Raw genomic sequence first — 22808 nt, 5'->3', positions numbered from 1 at the left:
CTAATACGTTACTTATGCTTAAAAATATTGTTTGGACTATAGCAGGTTCGGATTGCACAGGTGGAGCTGGGATCCAGGCTGACATTAAAACTATTCATAATCTTGGTTCAGAAGCGTGTTCAGTCATCACCGCTGTGACTGCTCAAAATATTCAAGGTGTACACGAAATCAATGCTGTGTCAGACGATGTATTGATTAGTCAGCTCAAGGCTTTGAGTGAAGATAAACGGCCGAGCGCAATAAAAATAGGCATGTTGGCTAATAAACGCCAAGTATTATTAGTGAGTGACTTTTTAGCTAATGCTAAACAAAATTGGCAAGTTTCCCCTTATGTTGTGTATGACCCAGTCGCAATTGCCTCTAGTGGAGGCGAGTTAACCGAAGAAGACATTCTACCTACAATAAAGCAAAAGCTTTTACCTCTAATTGATTTATTAACGCCAAACGCCAATGAAGTTCAGCGAGTGACAGGTGTCTATTTAATTGGTTGGTCGAGTTTAAAAGAGGCTGCAATAGAGCTGATTAAAATGGGGGTAGGTGCTGTTGTTATTAAAGGTGGACATATCGATATAGTTGACCATGCGTGTGTTGATTATTGCACTGATGGTGCTAATGATTATTGGTTGAGTAGTGAGAGAATTGAATCTGAACACAGCCACGGAAGTGGATGCACGTTTGCATCCAGCATGGCTGCGTTGATTGGCCAAGGGTACTTGTTGCGAGATGCGTTTATTTTATCTAAAGCTTACATAAATCAAGGCATTAAAGGAGCAAGCCAATATGAAGGTATTTATGGCCCTATTTGGCAAGGTCAATGGCCAAATAATATAACTGATTTTCCGCAAGTACTAACTAATGATGCGCCATCGGCACAGCAAGTAGATTGGCAAGACGACAGTAAACCCAGTGATGTATTTGAATCGGGCTTTGCATCGGTTGATACCGATAAATTGGGATTATACCCAGTGGTTGATTCAGTTGCTTGGATTGAACGTTTGTTAAAAGCAGGTGTTAAAACGATTCAGCTAAGAGATAAAATACATCAAGGCCAAGAATTAGAAAATGAAATTAGCCAAGCTGTCGCGTTAGGTAAGCACTATCAAGCTCGCGTATTTATTAATGACTATTGGCAACTGGCTATTAAGCACGGTGCTTATGGTGTGCATTTAGGGCAAGAAGATTTAGAAGATGCCGATTTACAAGCGATTAAGCAAGCAGGGCTCAGATTAGGGGTCAGTACGCATGGTCATTACGAAATGGTAAAAATCATGCAATATAAGCCGTCTTATTTAGCTGTTGGGGCTATTTTCCCGACGCAAACTAAAGATATGACAGGGCAAATTCAAGGTGTCGAAACCCTGTCTCAGCTATGTCAGCTTAATCAATCCATTCCTATGGTGGCGATTGGCGGTATTACGTTAGAACGCGCTCAATCGGTTGCCGCCACAGGCGTAGGTTGTATTGCAGTGGTGACCGCATTAACTCAAGCTGAAAACCCCGAAGCAAATGTAGCGGCATTTGAAAAGGTATTAGCATGTCATTAAATTTGAGTCTGAATAATAAAGAGCAGGTTCGCTATAGCCGTCATTTACTATTAAGTAAAATTGGGGAAAGCGGTCAGTTAGCGTTTAAAAATGCGCGTATCCTGATTGTGGGTGTTGGAGGATTAGGGTGTTCAGCTGCTCAATACTTAGCGGCTTCCGGTGTTGGTCACATCACATTAATAGATCACGATCATATTGAATTGAGTAATCTCCAACGCCAAGTGCTTTATAAAACTAATCACCTAAAAGCCAGTAAGGTGCAAACCGCTCGAAATCAATTGTTAGCGGCAAACCCTGAAATTCAGGTTGAAGCAATAGAGAAATCAATTTTGGACGTTGATTTAGCCGCTCAATTACAAGCGACAGATATTGTATTAGACTGTACGGATAATGCGCAAACGCGTAGTGTGATTAATCAAGCCTGCTTTACTGCGGGAGTTAAACTGGTTTCAGCATCTGGTATTAATGGTCAAGGTCAGTTAGTGAGCTTTGATTTTGCAAAAGAAAATAGCCCTTGTTATGCCTGCCTTTTTCCAGAAGCCATGGACACAGGTTTAAATTGTTCAAATGCAGGAGTGATTAGCCCATTACTTGGAATTATGGGCAGCTTACAAGCGACGGAATGTTTAAGATTAATTTTAGGTATGACAGAAAACTTAGCAAGATTAACTCTAGTTGATGTTTGGCAAATGGATTTTAAACAATTTAAGCTAGTTAAAAATAAAAATTGCCCGTGCTGCCAAGCAACGTGATTTTGTGTCAACTGTGCTAAGGGCCTGTATTATATTGTCTTTCATTTGTTGCTAGTAAATTAGCCGGTTAGCCGATAATATACTTTAAATATTGTCGTAATTTTTGATTGAGAGTTTGTTTTATTTATGGCGATTACAGTAACGGTTGCTGAGAAAAAAATCTTACAGAATGTCGATATCCCACCTCGACCAGAAGCTTTACTTAAAGTCAGTGAAGAAGCTAGAAAACCTGAACCTGACGTAAGTGTGATTGCTCATGCTATTGCCGGCGATATTAGTATTTCTGCGGCAGTGCTGCAAGTGGTTAATTCTGCGGCTTTTCGACGTGTTCGTGAGATAGAATCGATCGAGCAGGCGGTTATGATTTTGGGTCTACGCCGGATATTACCCATTGTAAAGGCAGTCGCTTTAAAGTCATCTATGAAGCAAGACCCAATTTTGGATGAGTTTTGGGATGACGCAAATAAGATAGCCCAAGCATGTGCCATTGTGGCTGCTCAGTTAGAAAAGCCACAGCTTGCTGATAATGCTTATATGTTAGGTTTATTTCACGCCGCTGCGGTACCAGTGATGGTGCAGAATTATCCAGAATACAAAGAAGTGTTACATCAAGCAGAAGAAGAAGGCTGGGACTACCACATATTACAGTTAGAGCGTGATAAGTTTGGTACAACCCACACAACGATTGGTGCCTTGCTTGGACAAAAATGGAAGCTAGCCAAAGATTTAGTGGAAGTGATTTATTACCAGCATGATACGAGTGGTATATTCTCTTCAACAGAATTAAGTAAAGTGGGATTATGGATGTTAGCTATTTTAAAAATAGCTCGTCATGTTGTCTATATGGACAGAGCAGATACGGCGGAATGGGATACTGTACAAGATCCGATACTTGAATTTTTAGATCTTGAAGATGCTGATTTAGAATACATTTTTGACCAAGTCAGTAAAAAGTTATCATAATTTAACCACATTGTTTAATATTCCAGCAAACGGTTCAGAAACTTGAATAAAGTGCTTTACCTTTGCCTAACCAAGGTTATAATTCGATTCGCGTTTAGGGGTGTAGTTCCAATTGGTAGAACAGCGGTCTCCAAAACCGATGGTTGGGGGTTCGAGTCCCTCCACCCCTGCCAAGACGCGACTTAAACACCATGCCTAAATTATCTTCATATCAACAAGCCACTCTGCAGCAAATCGGTATTAGTCTTTATACTATTAAACCAGAAGCGCAATTTCAGATTTTATCATCGGCTAATAGCATCCAAAGTAATGTGCTAAGCAGGAGTGCTTCTATCGAGTCAAGTAAGCCAGTTATAAAGTCTGCTCCAACACTGCCTATTAATCTGGCTGAACCAATACAAGAAGAACAAGTTGTTGCTATGCAACAAACTCATGTTGAATCAGATTCTATTAAAAGCACCTCAGATATTTTATCTCGCTACAATAATGCAGATGTCTTAATTGCTTTGGAAGTGCTGAATATTAATCATGCTAGTGAACATGGCGTTATTAGATTATTGCAGCAGGAGCAAGCCAAGCAGTTTCTCGACGCATTAAAAGATCAACAACAGCCGATTAAGAGTAAAGCCGCTTTGTGGCAAATATTGAGCCAATTAGCTTGTGAGTAATATATCGTTATTAACTGCTCATGATAGCCCACGCCTGCATCAGATTGAATTAAGCGGTAACATGTTCCCGTGGAAGCTGAGCCTTATTCAAAGTTGTTTTAGTGAGCATTATCGTGTATTCGGTATTCATTGCAATAACCAACTTGTTGGCTACTGTATTTGGCACTTAGTGTTAAATGAAGCAACGCTTATGAATATAGTTGTTCATAAAGCTAAGCAAGGGCAGGGATTGGCAAAACAGTTACTCAATTATTGTTTTGATTATTTATCTCGTAACGCAATAGACACACTGTGGCTTGAGGTAAGAGAATCAAACAACCAAGCTATTCATCTTTATAATAAAACAGGATTTAGCCAAGTCGACATACGAAAAAATTATTATAAAACGGATATAGGTAAAGAAGACGCCATCATCATGCAGAAGGTTATATAAATATTGACTAAGTCTTAGCTAGCTAATCTAGGCTTAAGAATTAGTTGGTGTTGAATAAAAAACCGCTTCGATGAGAATTCATCTAAGCGGTTTTTTTATGAGTGGTAAACCACGTATAATGAATAAAAGTGATAATTAATTAGCTGCAGCAGATTCAGCAGCTTTTAAAGCAGCCTCGGTTGCACTTTCTGCATCATCTGTTGCTTGTTGGGCATTCTCAGCAGCCGTTTGCGCTGCTTCAATCGCTTCAGCCGCTGCTTCTTCAGCATCTTCTACTGCTTGCTGCAATTGTTTCACTTCTTTTTTAGCTTGCTCTGTTTCAGCTTTTAAATCTTGGGTTTGTTCTACAACTTGAGATGCCGCGACGGGTGTTTCAGCTTGTGTCGCTGCTGGTGTCACAACAACCACTTGATTTTGTGGTGTCTCTTGTTGTTCATTACTTTGTTTTTTTGCTAAAGGCAGTAAAACTTCATTCATGCTTTTTAGTTTTATCAGTTCAACTTGTTGCTGTTTTACTTGGCTTTGTAAGCCAGCCTTTTCAGTAAGTAAAACTTTTAACTCATCGTTTATTTTAGTTAATTTAGCATTAACTCCATTTAATTCAGTTTTTAGAGCTGCGTTTTCTTGTTGCAACTTATCTTGAGCATTGGCGCTGGAATCAAGCTTCGCCGCTGCATTGGATTTGGCTAATTCAACTTCTGTTAACAGTTGATTGGCTTTGTCAGCAATAGCGTCAGCCTGATCTTTCATTGCAATATTGCGTAAATCACCTAACTGCATAGCCGATGCTATCGTATGTAAATTATTTTCTGCCGCAATTAAGTATAACTCGTAGCTAGTTTTTTTCGTGCTAGCGAGCTCTTTGTAAGCTTTATGCAGGTGTTTTAAGTGAGCAATTTCAAACTTAACTTTATCAACGGCTGTTTTAATCGCTTCTTTGGCGCGAGGATCCGCGCTGATCACAGCATCCGCAGTATTTCTTGCATTCACTAAGCCTTGGAAGGTTCTTGGTAATGCGTCATCGATTTTGGCTTTTTTGTAACTGGCAATTTGTTCGTTTAATTCGTTAAGTTCTATATATTTGACAGTTTTAACTTCTAAAGCGAGTAATTCAGCAGACATTTTTGCTTGTTCTTTAGTCGCTCTTTCTATTTCACCTTCGGCTATATCTTTTACCATTCCATCAATTTCATTATTTAATTTTTGAAATGTTTTTGGATAGATTTTAGTTACGTTCAGTTGTTTTAGATAATCGCGTCGAGAAAATACGTCGCCTAGGATTGTTTTAGCTGATTCTCTTATCTTCTTCGCTTTATTTAGTTCACTTTCTGCAGTCGCGACTAATTTGATGATTTCTTTTTTAGCTTCGAGTGCTTCCTCTTCTTCGCTAGTGAAAATATTCAGTAATGAGCCGCCGCCTTTAGCGATATCGTCATACTCTTCCATTGCATCTTTAAATTTCTTTTTAGCTAAAGCCAAGGGTTTTGGCGCGAAATAGCTTAAATCATTTAAACTATCGTCTGCTAATTTGACTTTAAAACCATCTAATACTTCGCGTGCTTCGTTTAAATATTTTTGTTTGGCACTTTGTTGAGTTGAATTTGAAGCAGCAGCCGATGAACTGGCAGAATTTTTAGATGTACTTGAACAAGATACAATAAGTACAGCGGCTGACAGGGCAACTGCGGTTTTGGCGATCCTCATACTGGCTTTCCTTTAAATTTTAATAGCGAAGAAACTGGATATGTATAAGGTGAGGATAGCGATATTTTGCTATTTTTTCAATCTACTATGAGTGATGAAATCCGCATAAATCACACGGAAAGTCGTTGATTTGCTGTTAACTTGTAGTTAAGTGCTAAAAAACAAAAAGCCACTTATTAAAGTGGCTTTATTGATTGGGGGTCAGTAAAACGCTTTACTTTTCGATTGGTTGAAAATCGCGCTTGTCTGAACCTGTATACATTTGACGAGGACGACCAATCTTAGCACCTGGTTGAGAAAGCATCTCGTCCCAGTGAGAGATCCAGCCAATAGTACGAGATAATGCAAAGATAACAGTAAACATGCTAGTTGGAATACCGATAGCTTTTAAGATAATACCTGAATAGAAGTCAACGTTAGGGTATAACTTCTTCTCTACGAAGTATGGGTCTTCTAAAGCAATCTTTTCTAACTTCATTGCTACGTCTAATAGTGGATCATCAATACCTAATGAATCCAATACTTCGTGACAGGTTTCACGCATAACTTTAGCGCGTGGGTCGAAGTTTTTGTATACACGGTGACCGAAGCCCATAAGACGGAAAGGATCACTCTTGTCTTTCGCTTTAGCAACATATTCGTCGATGCGATCAACTGAGCCAATCTCTTCTAACATAGTTAAACAAGCTTCGTTAGCACCACCGTGCGCTGGACCCCATAAAGATGCGATACCAGCTGCAATACATGCATAAGGGTTAGCACCAGAAGAACCAGATAAACGAACAGTTGAAGTAGAAGCGTTTTGCTCGTGATCAGCATGCAATGTGAAGATACGATCCATTGCCTTAGCAACAGCAGGGTTGATTTCGTAATCTTCAGCTGGAACAGAGAACATCATGTTTAAGAAGTTTTCTGAGTAGCTTAAGCTGTTTTTAGGACCAACAAACGGTTGACCAATGCTGTACTTGTAACACATTGCTGCGATAGTTGGCATTTTAGCCACTAAGCGCTTAATGCAACGCTTACGTTGGTCAGGATCTGAGATGTCTAAATCGTTGTGATAGAAAGAAGATAAAGCACCTGTAACCGCACAAAGCATAGCCATAGGGTGAGCATCACGGCTGAAACCGTTAAAGAATGATGCTATGCCTTCATGAACCATAGTGTGGTTTTTGATGATAGAAACGAATTCTTTGTACTCTTCGCTAGTTGGCGCTTCGCCATTCATTAGTAAGTAACATACTTCTAAGTAATCAGCTTCAGTCGCTAATTGGTCGATTGGATAACCACGGTGTAATAACACACCATTTGCACCATCGATGTAAGTAATAGCTGATTCGCATGAACCTGTTGCTAAAAAGCCTGGATCAAAAGTGAAGTAACCGTGCTTACCTAAAGTACGTATATCAATTACGTCTTGGCCTAGAGTTCCTGAGTAAATTGGGAGTTCGACTTCTTTCCCATCAACTGTAAGGATGGCTTTCTTGTCAGCCATAGCTGCTCTCCTTCCGAAAGAGTTATCATGATTATGATCGGTACACATCAAACATAGGGTAATTTGCTTGCATGTACCTAAGGTGTAATTATTAAACTGCAAAAAACGTCAATAATCAATTTATAAGCTGGCGAACAGTGTATTAAAGCGGCTAATGGTAAAAATAGTCGTCATTCAGCAAATGAATGCATTTTTTGGCGTTTAAATTGTATTTATTGGCATGAATGCATATACTTTTCATCCGTTGAAGTCAGCTCGAAACTTCAATAAAAATAAGCATTAACGATAGGCGATTTGCCTGACCAATTTTTTCGGCTCAGCGCGCTTATTGTTATACGACACAACTATAAAATTGCTCAGTTGAGACGAGTGGGAAGAACTGTGAAAAAGCAAAGACCTGTCAATCTAGAGCTAAATACGATTAGCTTTCCGGCAAGTGCCATCGCTTCTATTTTACACCGTGTATCCGGCGTTATCATGTTTGTAGCCATGGGGTTATTAATGTGGGCGTTCGCGACGTCATTATCTTCACAAGAAGGTTTTGATACGGTGAAATCAATTTTCGATACCTTTATCGTTAAATTTATTATTTGGGGAACAATCACAGCATTGCTTTATCATATGCTGGGTGGCTTTCGCCATTTAATTATGGATATGGGTTACTGGGAAGAACTTGAATCAGGTAACGCGAGTGCAAAAGCCACTATCGTTTTAACTGTTGTTCTTTCGATTGGTGCAGGAGTATTAGTATGGTAACTAACGCAGCAACTTTAGGACGCAGCGGAGTCCATGATTTCCTTATTATCCGCGCCTCTGCCTTAGTATTGGCAGCATATGCAATATTCTTGTTGGTTTATTTATTTTCTAACCCAGGATTAACTTACCAAGATTGGTCTGAGTTATATTCTGGTGTTGGTATGAAAGTCTTCACCATTATTTCCTTGTTTGGCTTGTTAGCTCATGCATGGATCGGTTTATGGCAGGTTTTAACCGACTATGTTAAATGCGCTCGCTTACGCATGTTCTTACAGTTTGTATTGAATATTGCTGCATTGAGTTACTTTGTAACTGGTCTTGTCGTATTGTGGGGTGTTTAAGTGAGTATTACTGTTAGAGAATTTGACGCCGTTGTTATCGGTGCCGGCGGTGCAGGTATGCGCGCTGCTTTATCTATTTCTGAATCAGGCCAATCTTGTGCTTTGATTTCTAAAGTTTTCCCAACTCGTTCACATACCGTATCTGCGCAAGGTGGTATTACTGTTGCTTTAGGCAACGCCCACGACGATAACTGGGAATTCCACATGTACGATACCGTAAAAGGTTCTGATTTTATCGGTGACCAAGACGCTATCGAATATATGTGTAAAACGGGTCCAGAAGCTATCATCGAATTAGAGAATATGGGTTTACCCTTCTCACGTTTCGAAAACGGTAAAGTTTACCAGCGTCCATTTGGTGGTCAGTCTAAAAACTTTGGTGGAGAGCAAGCGGCTCGTACAGCAGCAGCTGCTGACCGTACAGGTCACGCTTTATTGCATTGCTTATATCAGCAGAACGTTAAAAACCAAACTAAAGTATTCAGCGAATGGTATGCATTAGATTTAGTTAAAAACCAAACTGGCGCTGTTGTGGGTTGTACTGCTATCTGTATCGAAACAGGTGAAGTGGTTTACTTTAAAGCCCGTGCAACAGTACTGGCTACAGGTGGTGCAGGCCGTATTTTTGCTTCAACCACTAATGCGCATATTAACACTGGTGATGGTGTGGGTATGGCTGTGCGTGCAGGCGTGCCTATGCAAGATATCGAAATGTGGCAATTCCACCCAACCGGTATTGCTGGTGCTGGTGTACTAGTAACTGAAGGTTGTCGTGGTGAGGGTGGTTACCTTCTAAATAAAGATGGCGAACGTTTCATGGAACGTTATGCGCCAAACGCTAAAGACTTAGCGGGTCGTGACGTTGTTGCTCGTTCAATGATGACTGAAATCCGTGAAGGCCGTGGTTGTGATGGTCCTTGGGGTCCACATATCAAGCTTAAGCTTGACCATTTAGGTAAAGAAACATTAGAAAGTCGTTTACCTGGCGTTTGTGATTTATCTCGTACTTTCGCACATATTGATCCGGTTGAAGAGCCAATTCCAGTTATCCCAACTTGTCACTACCAAATGGGTGGTGTACCGACCAATGTTAATGGTCAAGCATTCACTGTGGATGCTAATGGTAACGACCAAGTTGTTGAAGGTTTATTCGCAGTAGGTGAGATTGCCTGTGTATCTGTACACGGTGCTAACCGCTTAGGTGGTAACTCATTATTGGATTTAGTTGTATTTGGTCGTGCTGCTGGTAAGTACTTAGGTGAGTACCTAGCCGATACACAAGAAGGTGTTGCAGCAAGCGCTTCAGATCTTGAACAAAGCTTATCTCGCTACAATCGTTGGGAATCAACAGATAAAGGCGAAGACCCGTTCCAAATCCGTAAAGACTTACAGCAATGTATGCAGCTTAACTTCTCGGTATTCCGTGAAGGTGATGCAATGGCTACTGGTCTTGAAGAGCTTAAAGTTATCCGTGAGCGTCTTAAATCAGCACGCTTAGATGACAAATCTAGCGACTTTAATACACAACGTATCGAGTGTTTAGAATTAGACAACTTGATGGAAACTGCATACGCAACAGCCGTTGCCGCAAACTTCCGTACAGAGAGCCGTGGTGCACATAGCCGCTTCGACTACCCTGAGCGTGATGATGCTAACTGGTTGTGTCACACTATTTATAACCCTGAGACGGAAAGCATGTCTAAGCGTGATGTTAATATGACGCCTAAGCATCGTGAAGCTTTCCCTCCAAAAGTTAGAACATACTAATTGGGGAGCGCTGGCAAATGAAACAAGTTTTTTCAATATATCGCTACAACCCTGATGTTGATGCTAAACCAAGAATGCAAGACTACACGTTAGACTTGCCAGATGGTCAAGACATCATGGTATTGGATGCTCTTCTGTTAATCAAAGAGCAAGACCCAACTTTATCGCTACGCCGTTCATGTCGTGAAGGTGTATGTGGTTCAGATGGCGTTAACATGAATGGTAAAAACGGCTTAGCTTGTATTACGCCTTTATCTGATTTAAAGGGTAAGAAGATTGTTATTCGTCCATTACCAGGTTTACCTGTTGTTCGTGACTTAGTTGTTGATATGACTCAGTTCTTTACACAGTATGAAAAAGTTAAACCTTTCTTGATCAACGATGACAAGCAACCACCTGCGCGTGAGCATTTGCAGTCAATTGAAGATCGTGAAAAGCTTGATGGTTTATACGAGTGTATTTTATGTGCTTGTTGTTCAACATCTTGTCCATCATTTTGGTGGAACCCAGACAAATTTATTGGCCCTGCCGGTTTGCTAGCTGCTTACCGTTGGTTGGCTGACAGTCGTGATACGGCAACTGAAGAACGCTTATCTAACTTAGATGATGCATTTAGCGTATTCCGTTGTCACGGTATCATGAACTGTGTAAATGTATGTCCTAAAGGCTTAAACCCGACCAAGGCAATTGGTCATATTAAGTCTATGCTGCTTAAGCAGGCTGTTTAGTATTAATTAAGTTCGTTAGAACTTAACTTTCTGAACTACTGAATAGCCGTTCTTAGTTAGCTGAGAATGGCTATTTTTTTACCTAAAACCTTAAATTGTACAACTTACTACGGTAAAGGAAACAATAATGCACTATGGCAACATGCAAGCCTGGCTAGAATCAACCCAGTTAGCCGGTGCCAATGCCACTTACGTAGAAGAATTATACGAAAGTTATTTGACTGATCCGCAAAGCGTAGATGCCGACTGGCGTGCTTTGTTCGATCAACTGCCCAAGGTTGAAGGCGTTGACGTAGAAACTAAGCACTCTGAAGTGCGAGAAGATTTTCGTCAAGCTGCCAAAAATACCCACCGTAAACAAGTTGTTGTTCAAGCGGAAAGCTCAGATGAAAAACAAGTAAAAGTTTTACAGCTGATTAACGCATTCCGTTTTCGTGGCCACCAACATGCTAACTTGGATCCACTTGGTTTATGGAAGCAAGAGCGCGTACGTGATTTAGAGCTATCTCATCATGGCCTAACACAAGAAGACATGGATAAAGTCTATAACGTTGGCTCACTTAAAGTTGGCGCAGAAAAGCTACCACTACGTGATATTCACAGCGCGTTAGTTAAAACGTATTGTGGCTCGATTGGTGCAGAATACATGCACATTACTTCAACTGATGAGAAGCGTTGGTTACAGCAGCGTTTAGAATCGGTAAAAGCAACGGCGAATTTAACAGCTGATGCTAAGAAGAAGCTTTACAAAGAGCTAGTCGCGGCAGACGGTTTAGAGAAATATTTAGGTTCTAAATTCCCTGGAGCTAAACGTTTCTCGTTAGAAGGTGGCGATGCATTGATTCCTATGCTTAAGGAATTAATTTCGCGTGCAGGTGCGCAAGGTGCAAAAGAAGTCGTCATTGGTATGGCGCACCGTGGTCGTTTAAACGTATTGGTTAATGTATTAGGTAAAAACCCTTCGGTATTATTTGATGAGTTTGCCGGTAAATTTGATAAAGGCAATGGCTCAGGTGATGTTAAATATCACATGGGTTACTCGTCTGATTTCGCCACGCCAGGTGGTGACGTTCACTTAGCATTAGCGTTTAACCCATCTCACCTAGAGATTGTAAACCCTGTGGTTATGGGCTCGGTACGCGCACGTATGGATCGTCGTGGTTGTACTGACGGAACTCAAGCCTTGCCAATTACCATTCATGGTGATTCTGCTATTGCAGGTCAAGGTGTAGTGCAAGAAACGTTTAACCTTTCGCAAACACGTGCTTTCCAAGTTGGTGGTACGGTACGAATTGTGGTTAACAACCAAGTTGGTTTCACAACGTCTAATCCTGAAGATACGCGCTCTACTCAATATTGTACTGATATTGCTAAGATGGTTCAGGCGCCAATTTTCCACGTTAATTCAGATGATCCTGAAGCGGTTATTTTAGCAACGCAAATTGCCCTTGATTTCCGCAACACCTTTAAGCGTGATGTTGTGATTGACTTAGTTTGTTATCGTCGTCACGGTCATAACGAAGCTGATGAGCCAAATGCAACGCAGCCATTAATGTATCAAAAAATCAAAAAGCACCCTGTGCCGCGTGAAATCTATGCGCAGCAATTGGCAAACGAAGGCTTATTTGACGAAAAAGATGCAAAGAAAGCTATCGATGAATATCGAGCTGCGCTAGACCACGGTGCTTGTGTTGTCGAAGAATGGCGTCCTATGATGGAGCATTCAGTAGATTGGTCTCCATATGTTGGCAATGATTGGGATTCTCCGTATGACGCTTCTTTAACACTTGAGCAAATTACCGATCTAGCGAAAAGAGTGTCTAGTTACCCAGAGGACGTAACACCGCAATCTCGAGTTAAGAAAATTTATCAAGACCGTCAAACTATGGCCGCAGGTGATAAGTTAATTGATTGGGGTTTTGCCGAGACGTTAGCTTATGCTTCATTAGTTGAAAACGGTACGAATATACGTATTACCGGTCAGGATGCAGGCCGAGGAACATTCTTCCATCGTCATGCGGTTATTCACGATCAAAAAGACGCTTCAGGTTATCAACCTCTACAAAATGTTGATAAAAAGCAAGGTCGCTTTGAAGTTTATGATTCAGTATTGTCAGAAGAAGCGGTATTGGCGTTTGAATATGGTTATGCAACAGCGGAACCAACATCACTTGTTATTTGGGAAGCGCAATTTGGTGACTTCGCCAACGGTGCTCAAGTCGTAATTGACCAGTTCTTGTGTTCAGGTGAGCAAAAATGGGGGCGCTTATGTGGCTTAACATTATTGTTACCACATGGTTATGAAGGCCAAGGCCCAGAGCATTCATCTGCCCGCTTAGAACGTTTCTTACAACTTTGTGCTGATCACAATATGCAAGTGTGTGTGCCTACGACTCCGGCTCAGGTTTTCAATATGATCCGTCGTCAACACATTCGTCCTGTACGTCGTCCATTAGTGGTTATGTCGCCTAAGTCGTTATTACGTCATCCAGCAGCAACGTCAACTATGGAAGAACTAGCTTCTGGTATTTTCCATGATGTGATTGATGAAATCGATGTTTTGGAAACAGAAAAAGTGGATCGTGTTGTTTTCTGTAGCGGTAAAGTTTATTACGACTTGCTAGATGCCCGTCGTAAGAACGAGTTAAATAACGTTGCGATTGTGCGTATCGAGCAGCTTTATCCGTTCCCTCATAAAGAGATGGATGAAATTATCGAAAAGTATAACCATGTTAAAGAGTTTGTTTGGTGTCAAGAAGAGCCACAAAACCAAGGTGCATGGTACTGTTCGCAACATCACTTCTGGAATTCAATTCCAGCCGGTGCCAACTTAACTTATGCCGGTCGCGAAGCGTCAGCATCACCAGCAGTAGGTTATTTATCAGTTCACAATGTTCAACAAAAAGCATTAGTAAAAGATGCATTAGGTCTTAAGGAAGATTAATCATGGCTGTTGAAATTAAAGTTCCTGTATTGCCTGAGTCAGTTGCAGACGCAACCATCGCGACTTGGCATGTTAAAGTTGGTGACAAGGTTAGCCGTGATCAAAACTTGGTTGACATTGAAACTGACAAGGTCGTTTTAGAAGTCGTAGCGCCAGAAGATGGTGTTATTGGCGAAATTAAATTCGCTGAAGGCGAAACAGTTTTAGCCGAGCAAGTCATTGGTTTGCTTGGTGAAGGTCAAGCGGAAGCAGCTGCACCAGCAGCAGCTCCACAACAAAATACTCAACAAGAAACTCAACAAGTAGAAGGTGAGACGGTGGAAATTAAAGTTCCTGTATTACCCGAGTCAGTAGCAGATGCAACCATCGCTACATGGCACGTTCAAGCTGGTGAATCAGTATCACGCGATCAAAACTTAGTCGATATTGAAACCGATAAAGTTGTACTAGAAGTTGTTGCACCAGAAGACGGTGTATTAGCGGAAATTTTAGAAGATGAAGGTGCAACGGTTACAGCTGAGCAAGTCATCGGTCAATTAAAAGCAGGTGCAGCTCCGGCAGCGGCAGCTCCAAAAGCTGAAGCAGCGCCTTCTGCGTCTGAAGATAAAGGTGATGCATTAAGCCCATCGGTTCGTCGCGCATTAGCTGAAAATGGTATCAGTGCAGAAGAAGCTTCAAGCATCAAAGGTTCAGGTGTTGATGGTCGATTAACTAAAGAAGATGTTGAAGCTTACGTTAAGACTAAAGCATCTGCTCCTGCTGCAAAAGCACCAGCAGCACCTGCTGAAGTCGCTGCGGTATTAGGCGATCGCACGCAAAAACGTGTTCCAATGACTCGTTTACGTAAAACGATTGCTAATCGCTTGTTAGAAGCTAAAAACTCTACGGCTATGTTGACGACTTTCAACGAAGTAAACATGAAACCTATCATGGATATTCGTAAAAAGTACAAAGACTTATTCGAAGAAAAGCATGGTGTACGTTTAGGCTTTATGTCTTTCTTTACCAAAGCGGTAACTGAAGCGCTTAAGCGTTACCCTGCGATTAATGCTTCAATCGACGGTGATGACATTGTTTATCACAACTATTTCGATGTCAGCATGGCTGTTTCTACACCTCGTGGTCTTGTAACACCTGTATTGCGTGACGCTGACCAATTAGGTTTAGGTGAAATTGAAAAAGGCATTCGTGAATTAGCCCTTAAAGGCCGTGATGGTAAATTAACCATGGACGATATGACCGGCGGTAACTTCACTATTACTAATGGTGGTGTGTTCGGCTCATTGATTTCTACGCCAATCATTAACTTGCCTCAAACAGCTATCTTAGGTATGCATAAGATCCAAGAGCGCCCAATGGCAGTTAATGGTAAGGTTGAAATCTTACCTATGATGTACCTAGCTTTATCTTACGACCATAGACTGGTTGACGGTAAAGAATCAGTTGGCTTCTTAGTAACAATTAAAGAGTTATTGGAAGATCCAACAAGACTTATCTTAGATATTTAAGTCCTATTCAGGGCGGTGATAGTTACTATCACCGCCCTTTTGCATTCTAGGCTTGTAGAATGTAACAAAATCGCTATCTTATCGGGTTAGACTATCTAGGCAATTTGGCGCACTTTGCCACAGATAGTAAGACCAAATAATCAAACACTTCTAAATAAACGGAAAATGTCATGAATTTGCATGAGTATCAAGGCAAGCAGTTGTTCGCACAGTACGGACTACCTGTTTCTAAAGGTATTGCTGCTGAAACGCCTGCAGAAGCAGTCGCTGCAGCTGATCAATTAGGTTACGACAAATTTGTTGTTAAAGCTCAAGTACACGCTGGTGGCCGCGGTAAAGCGGGTGGCGTTAAACTAGTTGAAACTAAAGACGAAATTAAAGCTTTTGCAGAAAAGTGGTTAGGTAATAACTTAGTTACTTATCAAACAGACGCAAATGGTCAGCCTGTAAGCCGTATCTTAGTAGAAGACGTTGCTGACATCGATCGTGAATTATATTTAGGTGCGGTTGTTGACCGTTCTACTCGTCGTATCGTTTTCATGGCCTCTACAGAAGGTGGTGTTGAAATCGAGAAGGTTGCTGAAGAAACGCCAGAGAAAATCTTAAAAGCAACTATCGATCCATTAGCCGGTGCACAACCTTACCAAGGTCGTGAATTAGCGTTCAAACTTGGCTTAGAAGGTAAGCAAGTTTCTCAGTTCGTTAAAATTTTCTTAGGCTTAGCTAAATTATTCAAAGAAAAAGACGTTGAGTTAATCGAAATTAACCCATTAATCACTACAGGCGCTGGTGATTTACACTGTCTTGACGCTAAAGTTGCTATCGACAGTAATGCTGTTGGTCGTCACCCAGACATTAAAGAAATGCACGATCCTTCACAAGAAGACGCGCGTGAAGCTGACGCAGCTAAGTGGGAATTAAACTACGTTGCTTTAGACGGTAACGTTGGTTGTATGGTTAACGGTGCTGGCCTTGCAATGGGTACTATGGACATCGTTAACTTAAACGGCGGTAGCCCAGCTAACTTCCTAGATGTAGGTGGTGGAGCTACTAAAGAACGTGTTGCTGAAGCATTTAAGATCATCCTATCTGACGCAAACGTTAAGGCTGTATTAGTTAACATTTTCGGTGGTATCGTTCGTTGTGACATGATCGCTGAAGGTATTATTGCAGCAGTTAAAGAAGTTGGCGTTGAAGTACCAGTTGTTGTTCGTTTAGAAGGTACTAACGCAGAAGCCGGTCGTGAAGTTTTAGCTAACTCAGACGTGGATATCATTGCAGCTCCAAGCTTACAAGAAGCTGCTGAATTAGTTGTTAAAGCTGCAGCGGAGGCCTAATAATGTCTGTTTTAATCAATAAAGATACTAAAGTAATCTGTCAAGGTTTCACTGGTTCACAAGGTACTTTCCATTCAGAGCAAGCTATCGCTTATGGTACGCAAATGGTTGGTGGTGTGACGCCTGGTAAAGGTGGTCAAGTTCACTTAGGCCTACCAGTATTCAACACTGTTGCTGAAGCGGTTGCTGAAACAGGTGCTGACGCGTCTGTAATCTATGTTCCAGCTGCTTTCGTTAAAGATTCAATCTTAGAAGCGGCTAATGCTGGTATTAAATTAATCGTATGTATCACTGAAGGTGTTCCTACGCTTGACATGCTTGACTGTAAAGTTAAATGTGACGAGTTAGGTGTACGTTTAATTGGTCCTAACTGCCCAGGTGTTATCACTCCTGGTGAATGTAAAATCGGTATCATGCCTGGTCACATTCACTTACCGGGTAAAGTTGGTATCGTTTCACGTTCTGGTACTTTGACTTACGAAGCTGTTAAGCAAACGACTGACGCTGGTTTTGGTCAATCGACTTGTGTTGGTATTGGTGGTGACCCAATTCCTGGTACTAACTTCATCGACGTATTGGAAATGTTCCAAAACGATCCAGCGACTGAAGCTATCGTTATGATCGGTGAAATCGGTGGTACTGCAGAAGAAGAAGCAGCTGCTTACATTAAAGAAAATGTAACTAAGCCAGTTGTTTCATACATCGCTGGTGTTACTGCTCCTCCAGGTAAGCGTATGGGTCATGCTGGCGCTATCATCTCTGGCGGTAAAGGTACTGCTGATGACAAATTCGCGGCATTAGAAGCAGCAGGCGTTAAGACTGTTCGTTCACTAGCTGAGATTGGTAAAGCGTTAGCTGAGAAAACTGGTTGGTAATTTGTAGGGCAGAATTTATTTCTGCCAATTGCATACTTTCGAGTATGGCTATGCAGGTGTAAAACCTGCACTACAAGTGATACGTTTTCATAATGATTTTAAAAGGCGGCAAGCATAAGCTTAGCCGCCTTTTTTATTAGCTTGTCATGGATCTTTCGCGCCAAACTGCTAACATAGCGCGCAAAAATTGATGGAGATCAAATTATGGGTCATCACGACGACGTTAAAACTGAAAAAGTATGGCAATTTTTTGCTGCGTTAGCCACGTTAGCATTACCTCTATTGCCAGCAGTTTTAACTTGGATCAATCATCTTAGTGCATAAAACGCTATAATACGGTTGAATTTACTTTGAACTAAATCAACCGTATTTAGTCTAAAAGCTTACCTAATAATTATATTGCAGTAACATGCGTAGGGAATAAAGACATGTTGGTATTATTGATAGACGACAATCGAAAAGTAAGACAAGAAATTCGCGATTACTTATCTTCGCAATCACACCAAGTGGTTGAAGCTGATAATGGGCTTTCCGGTTTATCTAAGCTGAAACAGCACAAATTTGATATGGTTATTTCTGATCATATTATGCCTATTATGGATGGCATCAAATTTTGTGAAAATGCCCTGCAAAAACACTTGGTTAGCGCTAAGCAACTGCTTGTATTGTCTACCAAAATCGAACCCTTTTTAGAAAAAAAATTATCCAAGTTAAACGTCAGTTTATTAAGTAAACCGGTTCGTAAAGAATTATTGCAGGATAAAATCGATTTACTCGATTCCTCGTTAAAGTCAGATTCAGTCGCTTAAATTACCTTTGTACCTTGCATTTATTTGGCAATTTGTTTTAATGCTGGCATTCAAATTATAAGCCGCTTTTGCATAATGAACGATGCAGTATTAGCCAATATTAAGGCTAGCATTACTACTATCCCTGATTATCCCAAAGCTGGGATCATGTTTCGCGACATAACCAGCTTGATCCAAAATAACCAAGCGTTTAATCAAACCATAGATTGTCTTGTTGCTCAGTTTCAAGATCAAGGATATACCAAAGTTTTGGGTGCTGAGGCACGCGGCTTTATTTTTGGGGCGGCATTAGCCCATCGTTTAAATATTGGCTTTATTCCAGCGCGTAAACCGAATAAGCTGCCTAGAGAAACGGTTAGTCAAGAATATCAACTTGAATACGGTACAGATGCATTGCATATTCATAAAGATGCGGTATCTAGTAATGACAATGTTCTGGTAGTCGACGATTTGATAGCAACGGGTGGCACAATCATTGCGGCTATTAATCTAGTTCGTCAGCTAGGCGCAACTGTGACAGATGCCGCTTTTGTTGTCGCGCTACCTGATTTAGGTGGTGAAGATAAATTGACAGCGTTGAACGTCAAACCCTTTAGCCTTATCTCCTTTGAAGGCGAGTAAAATTAATGAGTTATCAAGCCCTTGCTCGAAAATGGCGGCCACAAATATTTGGTCAGTTAGTTGGCCAAACCCATGTCGTCACTGCGTTATCTAATGCGCTAAATAACGACAGATTACATCATGCTTATTTATTTACTGGCACACGAGGTGTGGGTAAAACCACTATAGCGCGTATTTTTGCTAAAAGTCTGAATTGTATAAACGGAGTGACAGCAGAGCCGTGTGGACAATGTCAGAATTGTGTGGCAATAGAGCAGGGCCGTTTTGTTGATTTAGTTGAGGTTGATGCTGCGTCTCGTACTAAAGTTGAAGATACACGAGAAATTTTAGATAACGTACAATATAGCCCGAGCCAAGGTCGTTACAAAGTTTATTTAATCGATGAAGTGCACATGCTGTCTCGTCACTCGTTTAATGCTTTGCTGAAAACCTTGGAAGAGCCACCTCCGCACGTTAAGTTTTTACTCGCCACGACCGATCCACAAAAGCTACCTATAACTATATTATCGCGTTGTTTGCAGTTTAGCTTAAAGGCGCTGACGGCTGAACAAATTCAGCAACAATTAGCCCATGTACTATCGGCGGAAAACTTACCTTTTGAACCTGCAGGCATTACACAATTAGCCAATGCCGCTAATGGTAGTATGCGTGATGCATTAAGTTTGACAGATCAAGCCGTAGCTCAGGGTAATGGTCAAGTTGCTGAGTCAGTTGTTAGAACTATGCTTGGTATGCTTGATGAGCACCACATAGCCGCTTTACTTATGGCGGTCACATCTGGTGATTTTAGCCAAGTTATGGCGGCAATCGAACAATTATCGTTAGCAGCGGTAGAGCCGGAGCAAGCATTATTAGAGTTAATTAATGCTTTTCATCAAATAGCTTTGGTTCAAGTTTTACCGAGTTACAGTGGGTTAAATCCGGCATTAGAGCGCGAATTAACTTCACTTGCTCAACAGCTTAATCCTGAATTAGTCCAGCTGTATTATCAAATATTGTTGGATGGTCGAAAAGATTTGCCATTTGCGGCTAATCCACGTTCAGGACTTGAGATGACGTTATTGCGAGCGTTATCCTTTACGCCAGTTAATGGTGTTGCTCCGTCTGTGATAATTAATGAACAGCCAGCGAGTCTAGTTGATAACTCACAGTTAAATACACAAGAAAAAAAAACAGCTGAGTTAGGTCCGTCATCAAACAAAGAAGCAAACGCAAACCTTGATGTAGTTGATGTAAGTGTATATGTCGATGACCCGCAAGCCACTAACCAACAGAAAAGCTTAAACGCGAATAAAAATGCTAGTTTGGAAGTGAGTGCGGAAGCCTCTAAAGAACAACAGCTAGAACAAGCGTTCTCTCAAAGTTCGATTATTGCAGAGTCTAGTCTTGAATCGGCAACTGAACCTAATGTTGTTGACGGCGAACCCAATGTCGGCCTAATGGTTGAAGATCATTTAGGAATGGCGATGGCCTCTCAGTTCAATGATGATGCTTATGAGCCTGATCACAATGCTGCCTACGCTCAGCCAATGACGGCCAATGAAAGAGCTTACAGGCTCGATGATTTAGCCGCGCAACAAACTCAAATTGAAGCGTTAGCCGCCAGTCAAGGCTACCAAGAGTTCGCAACCGACCCCAGTGTTAATCGTGAATATAACGAAGGTGAAAATCAACCAACTGGGGATAAATCTATTGCACCTGACATAGGTTCGGAAGTACAGGTTGAAGAACAACCTAATGAATCACAACATACAGCAGCAGAATTAAACCCAGAATCAAGTATAAGTGACAGCTTTGATGTTTTTGGCGCATTACAAGGTATAAGAGCGCAAAAAGAAGCGCTGGTTAAAGAAACAAAAGACTCTGACAGCGCGTTAAATTTGACAAACCAAGCGCCCGCCAGTCGTAGCGAACAAACGCCTCAAAATGAGGTTAACCCAGTTAATCACCCGAGTTCGGCTGTGCAACCATTTGGTGACGAACAACCTGATGAAGACGCACCGCCTTGGGTGGATGAATTGTCTGGCGACATGTTTGCTGAACCCGCTAGTGATAACACAGTTGAACACAATTTAAACGGGTCAGTCGACCCACTATTGATTTCCGCAACTCATACAACGGGTTATTCTGCAGGTGACGCAACTCATGTTAATCAAACGCAGCAAGAGCCCGAGGTTGAGTCAGCGATTATAGAACCACCGCATGCAGTTGCTACACAAGAAGCTCTTAACGATGAAACTCCGTTTTCAGCCGTACCTGAAACACAACTTGCACCTAGTGAATCGCTAGAATCATTATCACTTCAGCAAAAGGTGCGAGAGGGGGTGGTTAAATCGGCTGAGGTGGATCTGTGGGCAAAGTTAGTCGATAGCGCAGATTTAGTTGGCTTACAACGCCAGTTTGCCTTGCATTCAACTTTAGAAAAGCAAGGTTCAGATATCGTACTTTCGTTACAAGCCGAACACGCTCATCTTGATACAGAAAATAATCGGCAAAAACTTACAGCCGCTTTACACAATGCGCTACATGAGCCTATTAATTTAAAAGTGATGATAGCCAACCAAGCACAGGTTACCCCTTTTAATATACAATCTCATATAGACGGTGAGCGACTCGCCTATGCAAAAGAATTAATTCACAATGATCCTAATGTTATCGCCTTGCAACAAATGTTTGATGCCAAGGTAGATGAAGAATCGATTAAGCCCCTATAGTTATTCGACTTTGTACGATGCACTCTAGGTCAAAACAGTTAAGAAGGTAAAAAGATATGTTTAAAGGCGGAATGGGCAACATCATGAAGCAAGCGCAGCAAATGCAAGAGCGCATGGCTAAGATGCAAGAAGAAATTGCCAAAATGGAAGTCACAGGCGAAGCCGGTGCAGGAATGGTTAAAGTTACCATGCTGGGTAACCACAACGTACGCCGTGTTGAAATTGACGATAGCCTAATGGAAGACGACAAAGACATGCTAGAAGACTTAATTGCCGCGGCAATTAACGACGCAGTACGTCGTGTTGAGCAAACTAACAAAGATAAAATGGCCGAAGTTACCGGCGGTATGCAAATGCCCCCAGGCTTTAAAATGCCATTTTAATCTCAATCCCTTATATATAAAGGCCTGTAGCGGTGTTTTGAAGTATCAAATGCATGGATACCAAATAGATACCAAGCTTTAGGCATAAAAAAAGCTCAAGTATTTTTATACTTGAGCTTTTTTGTTTAAGGTCAAAGTTAAATTTGACCGAGGTTCTTTGCCAGCTTTTCAATTTCGTCATTTCCTTCGTCGATCCATTTTCCGTAAATGGTTCGTATCATTCCCCAGTCAGTGTGGCCTAACTGTTTGGCTAACCACACATGGTTTGCTTCTGCTTTTAACATACGACTAGCATAAGTGTGGCGTAATTGATAAGGAGGACGGTGCTCAACACCCGCTTTTTGGAGCCAGTTTGCCCATTGCTTAGGCGTGGTCGATAGCTCTGGTCTCTTATATGGTTGGTTGTTTCGGCTTAAAAAAACACGGCGACGTTTTACTACTTTAGTTTTTCCGTGTTTCAGATATA

The 22808-nt window shown here is 41.3% G+C and carries 20 protein-coding genes and 1 tRNA gene; 18 read left to right on the top strand and 3 right to left on the bottom strand.

Translation table 11 applies throughout. The features are described from left to right. Positions 1–14 precede the first annotated feature (14 nt). The 6 genes from thiE to rimI all read left to right on the top strand — a co-directional run bounded on the left by thiE (position 15) and on the right by rimI (position 4360). Positions 15–1544 (top strand): thiamine phosphate synthase, encoded by a 1530-nt coding sequence (thiE, locus tag C2869_RS02300; protein ID WP_108601419.1) that lies wholly within the window; start codon positions 15–17, stop codon positions 1542–1544. Beyond that, complete coding sequence (locus C2869_RS02295; RefSeq protein WP_108601418.1) at positions 1535–2296, top strand: HesA/MoeB/ThiF family protein; 762 nt, start codon at positions 1535–1537, stop codon at positions 2294–2296. Before thiE ends, C2869_RS02295 begins: the two co-directional genes overlap by 10 nt. A 126-nt stretch (positions 2297–2422) precedes the next feature. Beyond that, entirely contained in the window at positions 2423–3259 is an 837-nt protein-coding gene (locus tag C2869_RS02290) for an HDOD domain-containing protein (RefSeq protein WP_108601417.1), read from the top strand. 96 nt (positions 3260–3355) lie between these two features. Next, a tRNA-Trp gene (locus C2869_RS02285) sits at positions 3356–3432 on the top strand. 18 nt (positions 3433–3450) lie between these two features. Further along, a complete protein-coding gene (locus C2869_RS02280) occupies positions 3451–3927 on the top strand; it encodes a hypothetical protein (RefSeq protein ID WP_108601416.1) in 477 nt (158 codons plus the stop codon). Further along, complete coding sequence (gene rimI, locus C2869_RS02275; protein WP_108601415.1) at positions 3920–4360, top strand: ribosomal protein S18-alanine N-acetyltransferase; 441 nt, start codon at positions 3920–3922, stop codon at positions 4358–4360. Before C2869_RS02280 ends, rimI begins: the two co-directional genes overlap by 8 nt. Positions 4361–4495: 135 nt before the next feature. Here rimI and C2869_RS02270 read toward each other — a convergent pair whose 3' ends face one another. Continuing rightward, positions 4496–6064: a hypothetical protein gene (locus C2869_RS02270; protein WP_108601414.1), complete on the bottom strand. Its 1569-nt coding sequence runs from the start codon at positions 6062–6064 to the stop codon at positions 4496–4498. Between the two features lie 214 nt (positions 6065–6278). Then, positions 6279–7559 (bottom strand): citrate synthase, encoded by a 1281-nt coding sequence (gene gltA, locus C2869_RS02265; protein WP_108601413.1) that lies wholly within the window; start codon positions 7557–7559, stop codon positions 6279–6281. A gap of 381 nt (positions 7560–7940) precedes the next feature. Between gltA and sdhC the strand changes: the two genes are divergently transcribed. The 12 genes from sdhC to C2869_RS02205 all read left to right on the top strand — a co-directional run bounded on the left by sdhC (position 7941) and on the right by C2869_RS02205 (position 22342). Further along, the gene (sdhC, locus tag C2869_RS02260) at positions 7941–8315 is read left to right on the top strand and encodes a succinate dehydrogenase cytochrome b556 subunit (RefSeq protein WP_408011883.1); all 375 of its coding nucleotides are present in this window, start codon (positions 7941–7943) and stop codon (positions 8313–8315) included. After that, entirely contained in the window at positions 8309–8656 is a 348-nt protein-coding gene (gene sdhD, locus C2869_RS02255) for a succinate dehydrogenase, hydrophobic membrane anchor protein (RefSeq protein ID WP_108601412.1), read from the top strand. The genes sdhC and sdhD overlap by 7 nt, the downstream gene beginning before the upstream one ends. Beyond that, positions 8657–10423 (top strand): succinate dehydrogenase flavoprotein subunit, encoded by a 1767-nt coding sequence (gene sdhA / locus C2869_RS02250; protein ID WP_108601411.1) that lies wholly within the window; start codon positions 8657–8659, stop codon positions 10421–10423. Between the two features lie 17 nt (positions 10424–10440). Continuing rightward, positions 10441–11151 (top strand): succinate dehydrogenase iron-sulfur subunit, encoded by a 711-nt coding sequence (locus C2869_RS02245; RefSeq protein ID WP_108601410.1) that lies wholly within the window; start codon positions 10441–10443, stop codon positions 11149–11151. 127 nt (positions 11152–11278) lie between these two features. Then, positions 11279–14095: a 2-oxoglutarate dehydrogenase E1 component gene (gene sucA, locus C2869_RS02240; protein ID WP_108601409.1), complete on the top strand. Its 2817-nt coding sequence runs from the start codon at positions 11279–11281 to the stop codon at positions 14093–14095. Positions 14096–14097: 2 nt separating this feature from the next. Beyond that, positions 14098–15603 carry a 2-oxoglutarate dehydrogenase complex dihydrolipoyllysine-residue succinyltransferase gene (odhB, locus tag C2869_RS02235; RefSeq protein ID WP_108601408.1) on the top strand — a complete coding sequence of 502 codons (1506 nt, stop codon included), beginning with the start codon at positions 14098–14100 and terminating at the stop codon, positions 15601–15603. Between the two features lie 170 nt (positions 15604–15773). Further along, positions 15774–16940, top strand: coding sequence for an ADP-forming succinate--CoA ligase subunit beta (sucC, locus tag C2869_RS02230; RefSeq protein ID WP_108601407.1), 1167 nt, complete (start codon positions 15774–15776; stop codon positions 16938–16940). 2 nt (positions 16941–16942) lie between these two features. Then, the gene (gene sucD / locus C2869_RS02225; protein ID WP_108601406.1) at positions 16943–17815 is read left to right on the top strand and encodes a succinate--CoA ligase subunit alpha; all 873 of its coding nucleotides are present in this window, start codon (positions 16943–16945) and stop codon (positions 17813–17815) included. 428 nt (positions 17816–18243) lie between these two features. Continuing rightward, positions 18244–18624, top strand: a complete 381-nt coding sequence (locus C2869_RS02220) for a response regulator (RefSeq protein WP_108601405.1) — start codon at positions 18244–18246, stop codon at positions 18622–18624. Positions 18625–18699: 75 nt separating this feature from the next. After that, positions 18700–19245 (top strand): adenine phosphoribosyltransferase, encoded by a 546-nt coding sequence (apt, locus tag C2869_RS02215; RefSeq protein ID WP_108601404.1) that lies wholly within the window; start codon positions 18700–18702, stop codon positions 19243–19245. 5 nt (positions 19246–19250) lie between these two features. Further along, the gene (gene dnaX / locus C2869_RS02210; RefSeq protein WP_108601403.1) at positions 19251–21959 is read left to right on the top strand and encodes a DNA polymerase III subunit gamma/tau; all 2709 of its coding nucleotides are present in this window, start codon (positions 19251–19253) and stop codon (positions 21957–21959) included. 56 nt (positions 21960–22015) lie between these two features. Next, positions 22016–22342, top strand: a complete 327-nt coding sequence (locus C2869_RS02205) for a YbaB/EbfC family nucleoid-associated protein (RefSeq protein ID WP_108601402.1) — start codon at positions 22016–22018, stop codon at positions 22340–22342. A 137-nt stretch (positions 22343–22479) separates the two neighbouring features. Here the strand turns inward: C2869_RS02205 and C2869_RS02200 are convergent, their stop codons facing one another. Continuing rightward, positions 22480–22803 carry a tyrosine-type recombinase/integrase gene (locus tag C2869_RS02200; protein WP_228710812.1) on the bottom strand — a complete coding sequence of 108 codons (324 nt, stop codon included), beginning with the start codon at positions 22801–22803 and terminating at the stop codon, positions 22480–22482. Positions 22804–22808: the final 5 nt, after the last annotated feature.

Origin of the sequence: Saccharobesus litoralis (assembly GCF_003063625.1) — a bacterium.
Lineage (GTDB): Bacteria > Pseudomonadota > Gammaproteobacteria > Enterobacterales > Alteromonadaceae > Saccharobesus > Saccharobesus litoralis.
The sequence above is the reverse complement of the archived record's forward strand: the minus strand, read 5'-3'. Positions and strand labels throughout refer to the sequence as shown.